General features: G+C 71.5%; 12 protein-coding genes. 4 read left to right on the top strand and 8 right to left on the bottom strand.

Features of this window, described 5'->3' with window-relative positions; translation table 11 throughout:
• Positions 1–91: 91 nt before the first annotated feature.
• Positions 92–1,318: a signal recognition particle-docking protein FtsY gene (gene ftsY, locus ACFVGW_RS29815; protein ID WP_385854118.1), complete on the bottom strand. Its 1,227-nt coding sequence runs from the start codon at positions 1,316–1,318 to the stop codon at positions 92–94.
• A gap of 85 nt (positions 1,319–1,403) precedes the next feature.
• Here ftsY and ACFVGW_RS29810 point away from each other — a divergent pair, with 85 nt between their 5' ends.
• Together ACFVGW_RS29810 and ACFVGW_RS29805 are read left to right on the top strand one after the other, a co-directional pair.
• The gene (locus ACFVGW_RS29810; RefSeq protein ID WP_385854117.1) at positions 1,404–2,888 is read left to right on the top strand and encodes a cytosine permease; all 1,485 of its coding nucleotides are present in this window, start codon (positions 1,404–1,406) and stop codon (positions 2,886–2,888) included.
• Between the two features lie 58 nt (positions 2,889–2,946).
• A complete protein-coding gene (locus ACFVGW_RS29805; protein WP_383226681.1) occupies positions 2,947–3,924 on the top strand; it encodes an LLM class flavin-dependent oxidoreductase in 978 nt (325 codons plus the stop codon).
• A gap of 48 nt (positions 3,925–3,972) precedes the next feature.
• On the opposite strand, the gene ACFVGW_RS29800 is transcribed toward ACFVGW_RS29805, so the two are convergent.
• From ACFVGW_RS29800 to ACFVGW_RS29785, 4 genes are all read right to left on the bottom strand, one after another.
• Positions 3,973–5,406, bottom strand: coding sequence for a sugar porter family MFS transporter (locus tag ACFVGW_RS29800; RefSeq protein WP_385854116.1), 1,434 nt, complete (start codon positions 5,404–5,406; stop codon positions 3,973–3,975).
• Positions 5,407–5,609: 203 nt separating this feature from the next.
• Positions 5,610–9,185, bottom strand: a complete 3,576-nt coding sequence (gene smc / locus ACFVGW_RS29795; RefSeq protein ID WP_385854115.1) for a chromosome segregation protein SMC — start codon at positions 9,183–9,185, stop codon at positions 5,610–5,612.
• A 196-nt stretch (positions 9,186–9,381) separates the two neighbouring features.
• A complete protein-coding gene (locus ACFVGW_RS29790) occupies positions 9,382–9,597 on the bottom strand; it encodes a hypothetical protein (protein ID WP_352190317.1) in 216 nt (71 codons plus the stop codon).
• A gap of 393 nt (positions 9,598–9,990) precedes the next feature.
• The gene (locus tag ACFVGW_RS29785; RefSeq protein ID WP_383226673.1) at positions 9,991–10,272 is read right to left on the bottom strand and encodes an acylphosphatase; all 282 of its coding nucleotides are present in this window, start codon (positions 10,270–10,272) and stop codon (positions 9,991–9,993) included.
• Between the two features lie 166 nt (positions 10,273–10,438).
• Here ACFVGW_RS29785 and ACFVGW_RS29780 point away from each other — a divergent pair, with 166 nt between their 5' ends.
• Positions 10,439–11,275 carry a CAP domain-containing protein gene (locus ACFVGW_RS29780; protein ID WP_385854114.1) on the top strand — a complete coding sequence of 279 codons (837 nt, stop codon included), beginning with the start codon at positions 10,439–10,441 and terminating at the stop codon, positions 11,273–11,275.
• A gap of 151 nt (positions 11,276–11,426) precedes the next feature.
• The gene (locus ACFVGW_RS29775) at positions 11,427–11,810 is read left to right on the top strand and encodes a helix-turn-helix domain-containing protein (protein WP_352190320.1); all 384 of its coding nucleotides are present in this window, start codon (positions 11,427–11,429) and stop codon (positions 11,808–11,810) included.
• On the opposite strand, the gene mutM is transcribed toward ACFVGW_RS29775, so the two are convergent.
• The 3 genes from mutM to rpmF form a co-directional block, all read right to left on the bottom strand.
• Complete coding sequence (gene mutM / locus ACFVGW_RS29770) at positions 11,800–12,660, bottom strand: bifunctional DNA-formamidopyrimidine glycosylase/DNA-(apurinic or apyrimidinic site) lyase (RefSeq protein WP_352190321.1); 861 nt, start codon at positions 12,658–12,660, stop codon at positions 11,800–11,802. The two genes, ACFVGW_RS29775 and mutM, sit on opposite strands and share 11 nt — an antisense overlap.
• A 169-nt stretch (positions 12,661–12,829) precedes the next feature.
• Entirely contained in the window at positions 12,830–13,657 is an 828-nt protein-coding gene (rnc, locus tag ACFVGW_RS29765; protein WP_383570290.1) for a ribonuclease III, read from the bottom strand.
• Between the two features lie 19 nt (positions 13,658–13,676).
• Positions 13,677–13,850, bottom strand: coding sequence for a 50S ribosomal protein L32 (gene rpmF / locus ACFVGW_RS29760; protein WP_030496967.1), 174 nt, complete (start codon positions 13,848–13,850; stop codon positions 13,677–13,679).

The raw sequence follows: 13,850 nt of genomic DNA, 5'->3' as shown, positions 1-13,850 counted from the left end.
TGCCGGCGCGCCACTGAGGTGTTCCGACAAGCTTGCGACGTGCGAAGGCCCCGCCGGGAGACCGGCGGGGCCTTCGTGCGGTACGGGTGCCTCAGTCCCCGATGAGCGCGTCCACGAAGGCGCCCGGCTCGAAGGGGGCCAGGTCGTCCGGGCCCTCGCCCAGGCCGATGAGCTTGACCGGGACCCCCAGCTCGCGCTGGACGGCCACGACGATGCCGCCCTTGGCCGTACCGTCGAGCTTGGTGAGCACGATGCCCGTGATGTCGACGACCTCGGCGAAGACGCGCGCCTGGACCAGGCCGTTCTGGCCGGTCGTGGCGTCGAGGACCAGCAGGACCTCGTCCAGCGGGCCGTGCTTCTCGACGACGCGCTTGACCTTGCCCAGCTCGTCCATGAGGCCGGTCTTGGTGTGCAGGCGGCCGGCGGTGTCGATCAGGACGACGTCCGCGCCCTCCGCGATGCCTTCCTTGACCGCGTCGAAGGCGATCGACGCCGGGTCGCCGCCCTCGGGCCCGCGCACGGTGCGCGCGCCGACCCGCTCGCCCCAGGTCTGGAGCTGGTCCGCGGCGGCGGCGCGGAAGGTGTCCGCGGCGCCGAGGACGACCGAGCGGCCGTCGGCGACCAGGACACGGGCCAGCTTGCCCGTGGTCGTGGTCTTTCCGGTGCCGTTGACGCCGACGACCATGACGACGCCCGGGGTGCCCGGGTCGCTCTCGGTCTTCACGGAGCGGTCGAAGTCGGGGCCGAGGAGGGCGATGAGCTCCTCGCGCAGCAGGCCGCGCAGCTCCTCCGGCGTACGCGTGCCGAGGACCCGGACGCGCTCACGGAGCCGCTCGACCAGCTCCTGGGTCGGGGCGACGCCGACGTCGGCGGTGAGCAGGGTCTCCTCGATCTCCTCCCAGGTGTCCTCGTCGAGGTTGTCACGCGACAGCAGCGTGAGCAGCCCCTTGCCGAGGGAGTTCTGCGAGCGGGCGAGACGCGCACGGAGCCGTACGAGACGGCCCGCGGTCGGCTCCGGCACCTCGATCTCGGGCGCGAGCGCCTCGGCGACGACCGGGTCCTCGACGGCGGCGGGGCGTTCGACGGCCTCCTCCGCGGTCGGGAGGTCGACCTCCTCGATGGTGCGGCGTGGTTCTTCCCGCGGTGTCTCCGCCTCTTCGCCGACGTGCGGCTCGGCGGGCGGAGCGGTGATGGTCGGCGTGGCGGACGGCGCCTCGGGCGGCGGCAGCTGCTTCTTCCTGCGGCCGCTGATCACGAGCCCGCTGGTCACGGCGACGGCGACGACCAGGGCGATGACTACAGCAAGAATGAGTTCCATAACGGGTCCAGTATCGGCCACGACCGGCCCCCGGGAGGAGCACGTACCCTGAGTGGGTCCCCCACCCCCCGCACGGAGTACCCCCATGCCCTCTGCCGCCGAAGCCGTCGTCGAGAGCGAAGGCGCGGTCGAGACCCGAGGTCTCGAACCCGTCCCCGACGCCGAGCGCACCGGCCGCGTCCGCGAGCTGTTCCCGACCTGGGTCGCCGCCAACATCAGTGTGCTCCTGCTCACGATGGGCGCGGGCCTGGTCGTCTTCAACGGCCTGAACTTCTGGCAGGTGCTCGTCGTCGCGACGGCGGCTCCCGTCCTGGCGTACGGGATCGTCGGCCTGATCTCGATCGCCGGGAAGCGCGGCGGCTCCCCCGGCATGGCACTGTCGCGGGCCGTCTTCGGTCAGCGCGGCAATCTCCTTCCCGGTTCGCTGATCTGGGTGGCCCGCTGGGGCTGGGAGACGATCAACGCGGTGACCGGTGCCTATGCCGTCCTGACCGTGCTCGACCTGCTCTTCGGGATCACGTCGAACACCGTGCTGGTCGTCGTCACGCTGCTGCTCTTCGTCGCCTGCACGTTCCTCGTGTCCGGGCTCGGCATCAATGCCCTGCGGGTGTGCAGCACGTGGTCGACGTATCTCTTCGGCGCGTTCTCGGTGCTGGTGCTGGTCTACCTCGTCGCCGGCACCGACTGGTCCGCGGTCTTCGACAAGCCGGCCGGTTCGACGGCGATGATGATCGCGGGCATCGGCACGATCGCCGCCGGCGGTATCAGCTGGGTCCCGTCCGGCCCGGACTTCACCCGCTATCTGCCGCGGACGGCCTCCTCGAAGGCGATGGTCGGCTCCACGGTCGGCGGCGCCGGGATCGTCGTGCTGCCGATGGTCCTGATGGGCGCGGTGATGGCGGTGGCCACCCCCGGGCTCGCCTCGGCCCAGGACCCGGTGTCGTTCATCGGCGAGCTGCTGCCGGCCTGGATCGCCGTGCCGTACCTGATCATCGCGCTCATCGGGATGCTGCTGATCAACTCGATGTCGATGTACTCGGCCGGGTTCACCGCGCAGACGCTCGGGATCAAGGTCTCCCGGGCGGCGGCGGTGAGCGTGAACGCCGTGATCAGCCTGGTCTTCGGCTTCCTGCTGATGGTGGTGGCGACCAGCTTCATCGGCTCGTTCATCTCCTTCCTGACGCTGCTCGCGGTGGCCTTCTCGGCATGGATCGGCGTCTTCGGCGTCGACATGCTGCGGCGGCGGTCCTACGACGGCGAGGCGCTGATGGACACCACGCGGACCAGCGCGTACTGGTACCGGGGCGGTTTCGCCTGGCAGGCCATGACGGCGTGGGCGGTGGCGCTGGCGACCGGCCTGCTGTTCACCGGCGTCGACTGGTTCTCCGGTCCGCTCGCCTCCTCCTGGATCGGCGAGAACGGGCTCGGCTGGGCGGCGACGATCGTGATCGCGGGTGTGCTGTACGCGGTACTGCCCCGGGCCGCGGGCCCGTCGGAGGCGGCAGGCTCGTCGGAGGCCGTGGATCCGGCCGGAGTCCGCGAGAGCGGCTCCGAGACTGTTTGCATCTGACGCGACGTCAGATACTGTCCCCCTTCGCCGGCTTCCCACGCGCGGAGGGGGACTTCCCATGCCCTTCACAGTCGTACGGTTCAACCTCGTCGATCCGCACGCGACCCCCGAGTCCCTCTCGGAGCGCTATCGCGCGGCCCTCGCCATGGCCGCCTACGCCGACGAGCGCGGCGTCGACACCGTCCAGACCGAGGAGCACCACGGCGCCGCCAACAACTGGCTGCCCTCTCCGTTCGCCTTCGCAGGCGCGGTGTTCGGCGCCACGAAGAGGATCGCGGTCACGGTCTCGGCGATCATCGGCCCGCTGCACGACCCGCTGCGCCTCGCGGAGGAGATCGCCGTCCTCGACCTGCTGAGCGGCGGCCGCCTGGTGACGGTCGCGGGGATCGGCTACCGGCCGGAGGAGTACGAGGAGCGCGGGGTCGACTGGGGCCGCCGCGGCAAGCTCCAGGACCTGCTCCTGGAGACCCTCCTGAAGGCCTGGTCCGGTGAGCCCTTCACGTACGAGGGCCGCACGGTACGGGTCACGCCGCGCCCCCTCAGCACGCCGCATCCGCTCCTGCTCGTCGGCGGTTCGTCGAAGGCGGCGGCGCGGCGGGCGGCGCGGCTCGGGCTGCCGCTCTTCCCGAGCGCCCATCTGCCGGAGCTGGAGGCGTACTACAAGCAGCAGTGCGTGGAGTACGGCACCGAGGGCTGGACGATGATGCCGGCCGAGAAGACCCCGCTGCTGCACGTCTCGGAGGATCCGGAGCGGACCTGGGAGCTGTACGGGGAGCACTTCCTGCACGAGGCGCGGACGTACGCCTCCTGGCAGTCGAAGGACATCCGCTCGGCGGTGCGCTCGGCGGCGACGACCGTGGCGGAGCTGCGGGCCGAGGGGGTCTACCGGATCGTGACGCCGGACGAGTGCGTGGCGCTGGGGCGGGAGCTGGAGAGCCTGGTGCTGCATCCGCTCTGCGGCGGGATGCCGGTCGAGGAGGGGTGGCGTTCCCTGCGGCTGCTGGGCGGGACGGTGCTGCCCCGGCTCACGGCATAGGACCGTGGGCCGGGGCAGTTCCGAGCGCGAGGAGAGGGGCAGCGGGGATTAGCCCATCTCCTCCAACGCCTTGCCCTTGGTCTCCTTCACGTACCTGAGCACGAAGGGGATGGAGAGCACGGCGAAGACCGTGTAGATGATGTAGGTGCCGGAGAGGTTCCAGTCCGCCAGGGACGGGAAGCTGGCGGTGATGGCCCAGTTGGCGATCCACTGCGCGGAGGCGGCGACGCCGAGGGCGGCGGCGCGGATCCGGTTGGGGAACATCTCTCCGAGGAAGACCCAGACCACCACGCCCCACGAGAGGGCGAAGAAGAGCACGAAGACGTGGGCGGCGACGAGCGCGACGACGCCCTGGGTGGTCGGCAGCTTGCCGTCGACGAGATCGGCGGAGAAGGCCCAGGCCTCGAAGGCGAGGGCGATCGCCATGCCGACGGAGCCGACGAGGGCGAGGGGCTTACGGCCCACCCGGTCGACCAGGACCATCGCGATGACCGTGCCGATGATGTTGATGATCGACGTGGTGAACGAGTAGAAGAACGAGCCGGCGGGGTCGATGCCGACCGACTGCCAGAGCGTCGAGGAGTAGTAGAAGGCGACGTTGATGCCGACGAGCTGCTGGAAGACCGAGAGTCCGATGCCGACCCAGACGATGGGGAGCAGCTTGAAGCGGGTGCCGGCCACGAGCAGGTCCTTGAAGGTGGACTTGTGCTCACGGCGCATGGCCTGCTCGATCTCGGCGACGCGGTGGTCCAGGTCGACGCCGTGGCCCTCGACCTCGGAGAGGACCTCCTTGGCCTTGTCGGTGTTGCCGACGGAGATGAGGAAGCGGGGGGACTCCGGGATGGCGAAGGAGAGCAGGCCGTAGAGGACGGCGGGGACGACCATCACGCCGAGCATCCACTGCCAGGCCTCGAGGCCGCCGATCTCGCCGCGCTGGTCGCCGTCCGCGAGCTGCAGGATGCCGTAGTTGACGAGCTGGGAGACGGCGATGCCGATGACGATGGCCGCCTGCTGGAAGGAGCCGAGCCGGCCCCGGTAGGCGGCGGGGGCGACCTCGGCGATGTAGGCCGGGCCGATCACCGAGGCCATGCCGATGGCGAAGCCGCCGATGATCCGCCAGAAGGCGAGGTCCCAGAGGGCGAAGGGCAGGGCCGAGCCGACGGCACTGACCGTGAACAGCACGGCGGCGATCTGCATGCAGCGGATGCGGCCGATCCTGTCGGCCATGCGGCCGGCGGTCGCGGCGCCGATCGCGCAGCCGATCAGGGCGATGGCGATGACCTGGGCCAGGGTGCCGGAGCCGATGTCGTAGCGGTCCCGGATGGCCTCGACGGCGCCGTTGATGACGGAGCTGTCGTATCCGAAGAGGAAGCCTCCCATCGCGGCGGACGCCGTGATGAAGATGACGTGGCCGAGATGGTCCGGGTGGGCGGCCCGGCCTTCGGAGGGCGGCGGCGTGGACGCCTGCGCGGGGCTGGTCACATGGACTCCTGGGGGCTCCGGCAGCGTCGCCGGTGCGTGGGGGGCGAGCCCTTCAAGTGGCGCACAACATCGCGCCGCCCACCACGTGAAGGTAAAAGCAACGTTGCAGAGACTATGCCTTCAAGTTTCGAAGTCAAGAGGTCATGTCGTATGACTTAAAACTGACTTCTGACGGTCTTTCGTTCAAGACTTGAAGTTGATCATCACCGCAGGCGCTGGCTGATGACCTTGGATACCCCGTCCCCCTGCATGGAAACGCCGTACAGCGCGTCCGCGACCTCCATCGTCCGCTTCTGGTGCGTGATGACGATCAGCTGCGAGGACTCCTGGAGCTCCTGCATGATCCGGATCAGCCGCTGGAGGTTGGTGTCGTCGAGCGCCGCCTCCACCTCGTCCATCACGTAGAACGGGCTGGGCCGGGCCTTGAAGATGGAGACCAGCATGGCCACGGCGGTCAGCGACCGTTCGCCGCCGGAGAGCAGCGACAGCCGCTTGACCTTCTTGCCCGGCGGGCGGGCCTCCACGTCGACGCCGGTGGTGAGCATGTTGTCGGGGTCGGTCAGGATCAGCCGGCCCTCGCCACCCGGGAAGAGCCGGGAGAAGACGCCCTCGAACTCGCGGGCGGTGTCCCGGTACGCCTCGCTGAAGACCTGCTCGACGCGGATGTCGACCTCCTTCACGACCTGAAGGAGGTCGGCCCGGGTCTTCTTCAGGTCCTCCAGCTGCTCGGAGAGGAACTTGTGCCGTTCCTCCAGCGCCGCGAACTCTTCGAGGGCCAGCGGGTTCACCTTGCCGAGCTGCTGGTACGCCCGCTCGGCGGCCTTGAGCCGCTTCTCCTGCTCCGAACGGACGAACGGGCGGGGCTGGTTGCGCGGGTGCTCCGGGTCCTCCGGCAGCTCCTCGCCCTCGGCCGGCGGCGACGGCGGTACGAGCTGATGGGGACCGTACTCCGAGACCAGGCCGGCCGGCTCGACGCCCAGCTCCTCCAGCGCCCTGGTCTCCAGCTGCTCGATCCGCATCCGCTTCTCGGCACCGAGTACCTCACCGCGGTGGACGGAGTCGGTCAGCTTGTCCAGCTCGGCCTTGAGGTCCCGGCCCCGGGCGCGGGCGGCGGAGAGTCCCTGCTCGCGGGCGCCCTTGGCGGCGTCGGCGAGGGCCCGCTCCTGCTCGGCCCGGACGAGGGAGACCTCGACATGGGCCAGCAGCTGCCGGGCGCCGGAAGCGACGGCGGTCGCGACCTCCGCCTCGTGGCGCAGCCGGGCGCGCCGCTGTTCCGCACGCGCGCGTGCCTCGCGTTCGGCTCGGGCGCCCCGGTCGAGGGAGTCGGCCCGTCCGGCGAGTCCCTTGACCCGCTCCTCGTGCGTACGGAGCTGAAGCCGGGCCTCCATCTCGGTCTGGCGGGCGTTGGCGCCGTCGGCGGCGAGCCGGTCGCGCACGGAGGTGTCGGGCTCCTCCTCGCCCGGCGCCTCCTCGGCGACGAGCAGCCTCTCGGCGAGCTCCTCGGCCTCGTGGAGCGCCTTCTCCAGCGCCTCGTCCGCGCGGGCGGCGGCGGCCGCGGTCCGCTCGGCCTCGCCCGCGGCTCCCCTGGCCTGTCCGGCGAGCCGGCCGAGCTGCTGGGCCACCTGGGACTTCTCGCGGTCCGCGGCACGGCGGCTCTCGGCCAGCTCCTCGACGAGCGCGGCGGTGGTGCGCCGTGCCTCGGTCGCCGTCCGCTGGGCTTCGGCCAGCTCCTCGCAGCGGGACTCCAGCTCCTCCAGCTCGGCGGCCGCCTCGTCGACGGACGCCTGTACTTCGAGGAGGCTGGGCGCCCCGGCGGAGCCGCCGTGGGCGAAGTGCGCCCCGAGCAGGTCGCCCTCGCCGGTCACGGCGGTGAGCGAGGGGTGCGCGTGGACGAGGTCCTCGGCCTCCTCCAGGGTGCCGACCACCACGATCCCGTCGAGCAACCGTCGCACCGCGCCCATGAGTTCCTCGGGCCCCCGGACGAAATCGGCGGCGCGGGGAGGCAGACCGGGCCGGGCTGCCCGGCCTGGGGCGTCGGCCGCGGCCCCGGCCGGCTCCGGCGCGCCGGTGAGCAGCAGCGCGGCCCGGCCCGCGTCCTGCTTGCGCAGGAGGCGCAGGGCCTCGACCGCGGCGGTGGGGCCCGAGACGGCGACGGCGTCCGCCGCAGCGCCGAGGGCGGCGGCGAGCGGGATCTCGTAGCCGGGTGTGACGGTGAGCAGTTCGGCGGCCGGACCGAGCAGCCCGGTCAGGCTGTCGCGGGACCCCAGCAGCGCCCCGGTCCCGTCCTTGCGGCGCAGCCCGAGCGAGAGCGCCTCGTGGCGGGCCCGGGTCGCGGCGCGGCGGCGGTCGGCGGCGGTGGCGGCCTCGCGGGCGGCCGTCAGGACGGCCTCCGCCTCGGCGAGGTCGCGGCGGGCGGCCTCGTACCGCTCCCCCCGTTCACTGTCGTCCGCGTCGAGGCCGTCGACCTCTGCCTTGAGCTGCTCGTACTCCTCCTGCGCGGCGACGGCCCGCTCCTGTGCCTCGTCCCGGGCGGCGGCCAGGCGGTCGATCTCGGCCTGCGCGGACGCGGCCCGCGAGCGGGCGGCGTTGACCTGGCCGTGCAGCCGGGCCAGGCCCTCGCGCCGGTCGGCGATCGCGCGCGCCACGTCCTTGAGCCGGCGCTCCTCGACGGCGAGTTCGCGTTCGAGGTCGGCGCGGTGGGCGACGGTGTCCTCGAGAGCCCGCTCGGCCGCCTCCAGGGCGGCGTCCAACTCGGCCTCCTGCTCCCGGATGCGGGCGGCCTCGCGCTCCATGTCCTCCGGGTCCCGGCCCCGGCGCTCCTCGGGCGGCTGGGCGGTGGCGCTCTTCACGCGGGCGTCGGCGAGCGAGACCGTGCCCCGCACGCGCTCGGCGAGCTGGGAGAGTTCGTACCAGGTCTGCTGGGCGCGCTGGAGGCGCGGTGCGAGCCGGCGGACCTCGTCCTCGAGCTCGGCCTCCTTCGCGAGGGCGGCCCGCAGCTCGCTCTCGGCGCCCTCCTTGCGCTCCTTGAGCGCGGCCTCGTCGGCGACCTCGGTCTTCAGGGCCTCCTGGAGGCGGACGAGGTCGTCGGAGAGCAGCCGCAGCCGGGCGTCGCGCAGGTCGGCCTGGATGACGGCGGCCCGGCGGGCGACCGCCGCCTGGCGGCCGAGCGGCTTGAGCTGGCGGCGCAGTTCGTCGGTCAGGTCCTGCACGCGCGCGAGGTTGGCCTGCATCGCGTCGAGCTTCCGCAGCGCCTTCTCCTTGCGCTTGCGGTGCTTGAGGACCCCGGCCGCCTCCTCGATGAAGGCGCGGCGGCCCATCGGGTCGGCGTGCAGGACGGAGTCGAGCTGTCCCTGGCCGACGATGACGTGCATCTCGCGGCCGATGCCGGAGTCGGAGAGCAGGTCCTGGATGTCCAGCAGCCGGCAGGTGTCGCCGTTGATCTGGTACTCGCTGCTGCCGCCCCGGAACATGATCCGGGTGATCGTGACCTCGGCGTAGTCGATGGGGAGCGCGCCGTCGGAGTTGTCGATGGTCAGCGAGACCTCGGCGCGTCCGAGCGGCGGCCGCCCGGTCGTGCCGGCGAAGATGACGTCCTCCATCTTGCCACCGCGCAGCGACTTGGCGCCCTGCTCGCCCATGACCCAGGAGAGCGCGTCCACGACATTGGACTTGCCCGAGCCGTTGGGCCCGACGACACACGTGATTCCCGGTTCGAACCGCAGCGTGGTGGCGGATGCGAACGATTTGAAACCGCGGAGAGTCAGGGCCTTGAGATGCACGCCCCCGGACTCTACCTGTGGTTGCGCGTTTCACCCATGAAGGTGCAGGGCACACCCTCGGGTGAGGAGGGGGTGGGACGTGGGGGACTCAAGAAAGAAGGGACGCCTGAGCGTCCCTTGCACATCTATCTCTGCCAGCGAGAGTGTTTCTCACCCTGCCCCGGCACGGGGCCGACAGTCACGGGGATGGTGACGGTCAGGTGAGCGCAGGCTCCGCCTTGGGAACGTCGAGGTCGATGCTGTCGAGCAGCGACTCGCCATGCTGTGCGGCGGCAGCGTTGAGCGCGTCGTTCTCGGACTGAATCCGTACAAGCTCGGACTCGAGGTCCTGGACGCGCTGCTGAAGCCGTCGCATCTCGGCGAGGAGTCGCGGGTCGGAGCCGCCGACGTAACCGAGAAGCGCCTTTGCCATGATGGATGGTCCTCCACACTGAGTGACCGACCGAAGCGGTGTGGGTCGTGAGGGATTTCGCACCCGCGGTGCTCGGCAGTGCTTCACGTCGTGCCGGTTCTTACTGCCAAACAGCTAAGGTGCGCGGGGCTTCCAGAGTCTCACCAAAAAGTTTGACGGTCAACACGATCACGCCCGGTATCAAGGGGCGCCGGGGGTCTACGGCCGCACAACAGGCGGCGGGACCTCGCAACTCGGCACCGCAGGGGGCGTAGCGATCATCCTTCCTCGCGCGGCCCGGCATCGCAAGCCCTTCTCGGCAACCATCAGGCCATTTCCCCGTCGGCGACCCTTTGCCGAACGTCCGCCCGAAGGCCGAGCGGGCCATCGGGCGGAGAGCCGTAAGGGTGATCCTCAGCGGATCGCGAAGCTGTCGTAGCCGCCGCGCGGGGTGTCCCAGATCTCAGTGACTCCGTCCACACGCCCGGGAGTGTCGGCGGAGCGCAGCCACTCCAGCAGACGGTGGCAATTCTCACTCGGCCCCTCGGCCACGACCTGCACCCGGCCGTCGTCGAGGTTGAGGGCGAAGCCCACGAGGCCGCCGATCTCCAGTGCGTTTGCCCTGGTGAACCAACGGAAGCCCACTCCCTGTACTCGGCCGCGCACCCAGGCGGTCAGCCGTACGTCTTCGTTCATGGCTGAACGCTAGCGGGCCAATTAGACACAGAGCACACCACCCCCACGCGTCATGGCGTACAGTCCCGACGGAATGCGGCTCACCCGTTCGGGCGCGTCGCGTTCGACAAGCCCGCAGTAGCAAAGATCAGCAAAGCCGGCAGCACCGGATCAGGGAGGCACAGGGATGGGACGCCATCGCAGGAGGCGCAGCGCGCCCGTGCGCACCGGACTGCTCGGCGCCTCCGCCGCGGTGGCGGTCGGCGCGATCGCCGTCGCCTCGGGCCTGCTGCCCGGCGGGGAGACGCACACCGTGGGCAGCGCCGGCTCCGGCACGGAGCAGAGCGAGTCCCGGCAGGCTCCGGAGCTGACGACGCAGGGCGGCTCGTCCGCGACGCCGTCGTCCGCGTCGGCCGGTACCGGGACGGGTACGGGCAAGACCTCCCCCTCCGCGACCCCCTCGCCGAAGCCGTCGAAGACGACCGCCTCCCCCACCCCGTCGAAGCCGGCCGCCAAGCCCTCGAAGACGGCGACCCCGACGAAGACGGCCGTCCCGACGAGGACGGCGAAGCCGAAGCCGGCTCCGACGACCGCGAAGCCCGTGCCGACCCGCACGACGCCGCCGGCCGCGCCGACCCTGAGCCGCGCCGCCGCCGCCGAGGCCGAGGTCGTCCGGCTGGTCAACCAGGAGCGGGCCAAGGTGGGCTGCACCCCGGTGCGCTCGGACTCCGCCCTCGCGGCGCTGGCGGGCGCCTTCAGCACCGACATGGCCGCGCGCGGCTTCTTCGACCACACGGACCCGGACGGCGACACGCCGTGGGACCGGGCGTCGCAGGCGGGCGTCTCCGGCATGGGCGGCGAGAACATCGCCCGCGGCCAGGTGGACGCGGCGGCGGTGATGGACTCCTGGATGAACAGCGACGGCCACCGCGCGAACATCCTGAACTGCGACTACAAGACGCTCGGCGTCGGTGTGCACTTCGCCGACGGCGGCCCCTGGTGGACGCAGGACTTCGGCTTCTGAGCCGACGTTTTCCGAGCCGGGGCCGACCGACCCCCGCATCACACGTCCCTGTGGTGAGCGCAAGCCTGTGGTGAGCGCGTCCCTGTGGTGGGCGCGTCCCTGTGGTGAGCGCAACCCGGCGGTGAGCGCTGTGCCGCAGTACGGTGAGGACATGAGTGACGACCTCGCCTTCGACGTGTTCGCCCGGGCCTGCCAGTCGCGCGTCACCCTGGAGCATGTGACCGGGCGATGGGGCAGTCTCACTCTCGGCGCCCTGTACGAGGGGACCTTCCGCTTCAACGAGCTGCGGCGCCGGGTCGACGGCGTGAGCGAGAAGATGCTGTCGCAGACCCTGCACGCCCTGGAGCGGGACGGGCTCGTGCACCGCGAGGCGCAGCCGACGAACCCGCCGCGCGTGGACTACACGCTCACACCGCTGGGACGCGAGGTCGCCGGGCGGCTCGTCGGTCTGATCGAGCTGGTGGAGGGCCGGATGCCGGAGGTCCTGTCGGCGCGCGAGCGGTACGACACGGGCCGGGCGGCCGTCACGCCGTAGCGCGCGGCGGGCGCTGGCAGCGCGGGCAGAAGTAGCTCGACCGGTTCATCCAGGGACGGCGGCGCATCGGAGTGCCGCAGCGGTGGCACGGCTCGTCCTCACGCCCGTACGCGTCGAGCGACCTGTCGAAGTAGCCCGACTCGCCGTTGACGTTGACGTACAGGCTGTCGAAGCTGGTCCCGCCGACGGCGAGGGCCGCGTTCATCACGTCCCGTACGTGGCCGAGGAGTTCTGCCGAGCGGGGCCGGGTGAGCGTGGCGGTCGGCCGGTCGTAGTGCAGCCGGGCGCGCCAGAGCGCCTCGTCCGCGTAGATGTTGCCGACCCCGCTGATCAGCGTCTGGTCGAGCAGCGCCCGCTTGATCGTCGTACGGCGCAGGCGCAGGGCCGCCTGGAAGGCGGCGTCGTCGAACTCCGGGTCCAGCGGGTCGCGGGCGATGTGCGCGATGACGTCGGGCAGCCCGTCGGGGGTGTTGTCGTGGAGCGAGAGTCCGCCGAAGGTGCGCTGGTCGACGAAGCGCAGCTCGGTACCGAGGCCGTCCTCGAACCGGACCCGGATGCGCAGATGCTTCTCGTCCGGGGTGGTCTCGGGCTGCACGAGCAGCTGCCCGCTCATCCCGAGGTGGCCGAGGACCGAGGCGCCGGTGTCCGCCAGCGGGATCCAGAGGTACTTGCCGCGCCGGCGTGCGATGCCGAAGGTGTGGCCCTTGAGGCGGGCGGCGAAGTCCGCGCCGCCGGCCGGGTGCCTGCGTACCGCACGCGGGTGCAGCACCTCGACCTCGCCCACGGTCCGCCCGCCGACCCAGCGCTCCAGTCCGCGCCGTACGACCTCGACCTCGGGCAACTCGGGCACGGGCTCCTCCGGGAAGTGGGGTGGACGATGGCCGCAGCCTACCGCCGGGGCGCCCTTCGCCCCGGGCCGGGTGCCGGGGCGGGCGCCGGGCCGGAGCCGCCTGCGGAAAGAGGTCCGCCCGCCCTCCGGAGCCGGAGGGCGGGCGGGTGGTTCCTGCTCGAAGGAGCGGTCAGTCCGTCGGAAGGCCGGCGGGCGTCGGCGCCCCGCCGCTCGTCGGCTGCTCGCCGGCGCCGGTCGGGTCGGTCTCGCCCGCCTCCGCCGCGGCCTTCGCGGCCGCGAGACGCTCGTCCGCCGCCGCGCGGATCGCGCGCCATGCGGACTCCGCCGCCTGCTGTTCCGCTTCCTTCTTGCTGCGGCCGGTGCCGGTGCCGTACGAGACACCACCGACGCGGGCGGCAGCAGTGAAGGTCTTCTCGTGGTCCGGACCCGTCTCCGTGACGAGGTACTCCGGAACACCCAGGCCCTCGGCCGCGGTGAGCTCCTGGAGGCTGGTCTTCCAGTCCAGTCCTGCACCGAGGTTCGAGGACTTCTCGATCAGCGGGTCGAAGAGCCGGTGCACCAGCTCCGAGGCCGCGTCGAGGCCCTGGTCGAGATAGACCGCACCGATCACCGCTTCAAGGGTGTCGGCGAGGATGGATGCCTTGTCCCGGCCGCCCGTGCCCTCTTCGCCCCGGCCGAGCCGGATGAAGGAGCCGAGTTCGAGGCCGCGACCGACCTCCGCCAGCGCACGCGAGTTGACCACCGCGGCCCGCAGCTTGGCCAGCTGGCCCTCGGGCAGGTCGGGGTGGGTGCGGTACAGCGTGTCCGTGACCACCAGGCCGAGCACGGAGTCCCCGAGGAACTCCAGACGCTCGTTGGTGGGCAGACCGCCGTTCTCGTACGCGTACGAGCGGTGCGTCAGCGCACGCACCAGAAGGGCGGACTCGAGCTGATACCCGAGCCGCCCTTCCAGAAGCGTGTGGGACGAGGCATTGTCCGTCTTGTTGGACTCAGACATTGCGCCTCTCACCAGCCACTCAGACCGAGAGGACCTGGCGCTTGTTGTAGGTGCCGCAGCTCGGGCACGCGATGTGCTGCTGCTTCGGCTCCTGGCAACGCTCACACGAAACCAGGGTGGGGACCGCAGCCTTCCACTGCGACCGGCGGTGGCGCGTGTTGCTGCGCGACATCTTCCGCTTCGGAACAGCCAC

It is taken from the genome of Streptomyces sp. NPDC127129 (assembly GCF_042671585.1).
Taxonomy (GTDB): Bacteria; Actinomycetota; Actinomycetes; order Streptomycetales; family Streptomycetaceae; genus Streptomyces.
This window is presented reverse-complemented; position numbering and strand designations above follow the sequence as displayed.

Coding starts and splice junctions, on each gene's coding strand:
- ftsY (WP_385854118.1), bottom strand. CDS start 1,318: ATGGAACTCATTCTTGCTGTAGTCATCGCCCTGGTCGTCGCCGTCGCC.
- ACFVGW_RS29810 (WP_385854117.1), top strand. CDS start 1,404: ATGCCCTCTGCCGCCGAAGCCGTCGTCGAGAGCGAAGGCGCGGTCGAG.
- ACFVGW_RS29805 (WP_383226681.1), top strand. CDS start 2,947: ATGCCCTTCACAGTCGTACGGTTCAACCTCGTCGATCCGCACGCGACC.
- ACFVGW_RS29790 (WP_352190317.1), bottom strand. CDS start 9,597: ATGGCAAAGGCGCTTCTCGGTTACGTCGGCGGCTCCGACCCGCGACTC.
- ACFVGW_RS29785 (WP_383226673.1), bottom strand. CDS start 10,272: ATGAACGAAGACGTACGGCTGACCGCCTGGGTGCGCGGCCGAGTACAG.
- ACFVGW_RS29780 (WP_385854114.1), top strand. CDS start 10,439: ATGGGACGCCATCGCAGGAGGCGCAGCGCGCCCGTGCGCACCGGACTG.
- ACFVGW_RS29775 (WP_352190320.1), top strand. CDS start 11,427: ATGAGTGACGACCTCGCCTTCGACGTGTTCGCCCGGGCCTGCCAGTCG.
- rnc (WP_383570290.1), bottom strand. CDS start 13,657: ATGTCTGAGTCCAACAAGACGGACAATGCCTCGTCCCACACGCTTCTG.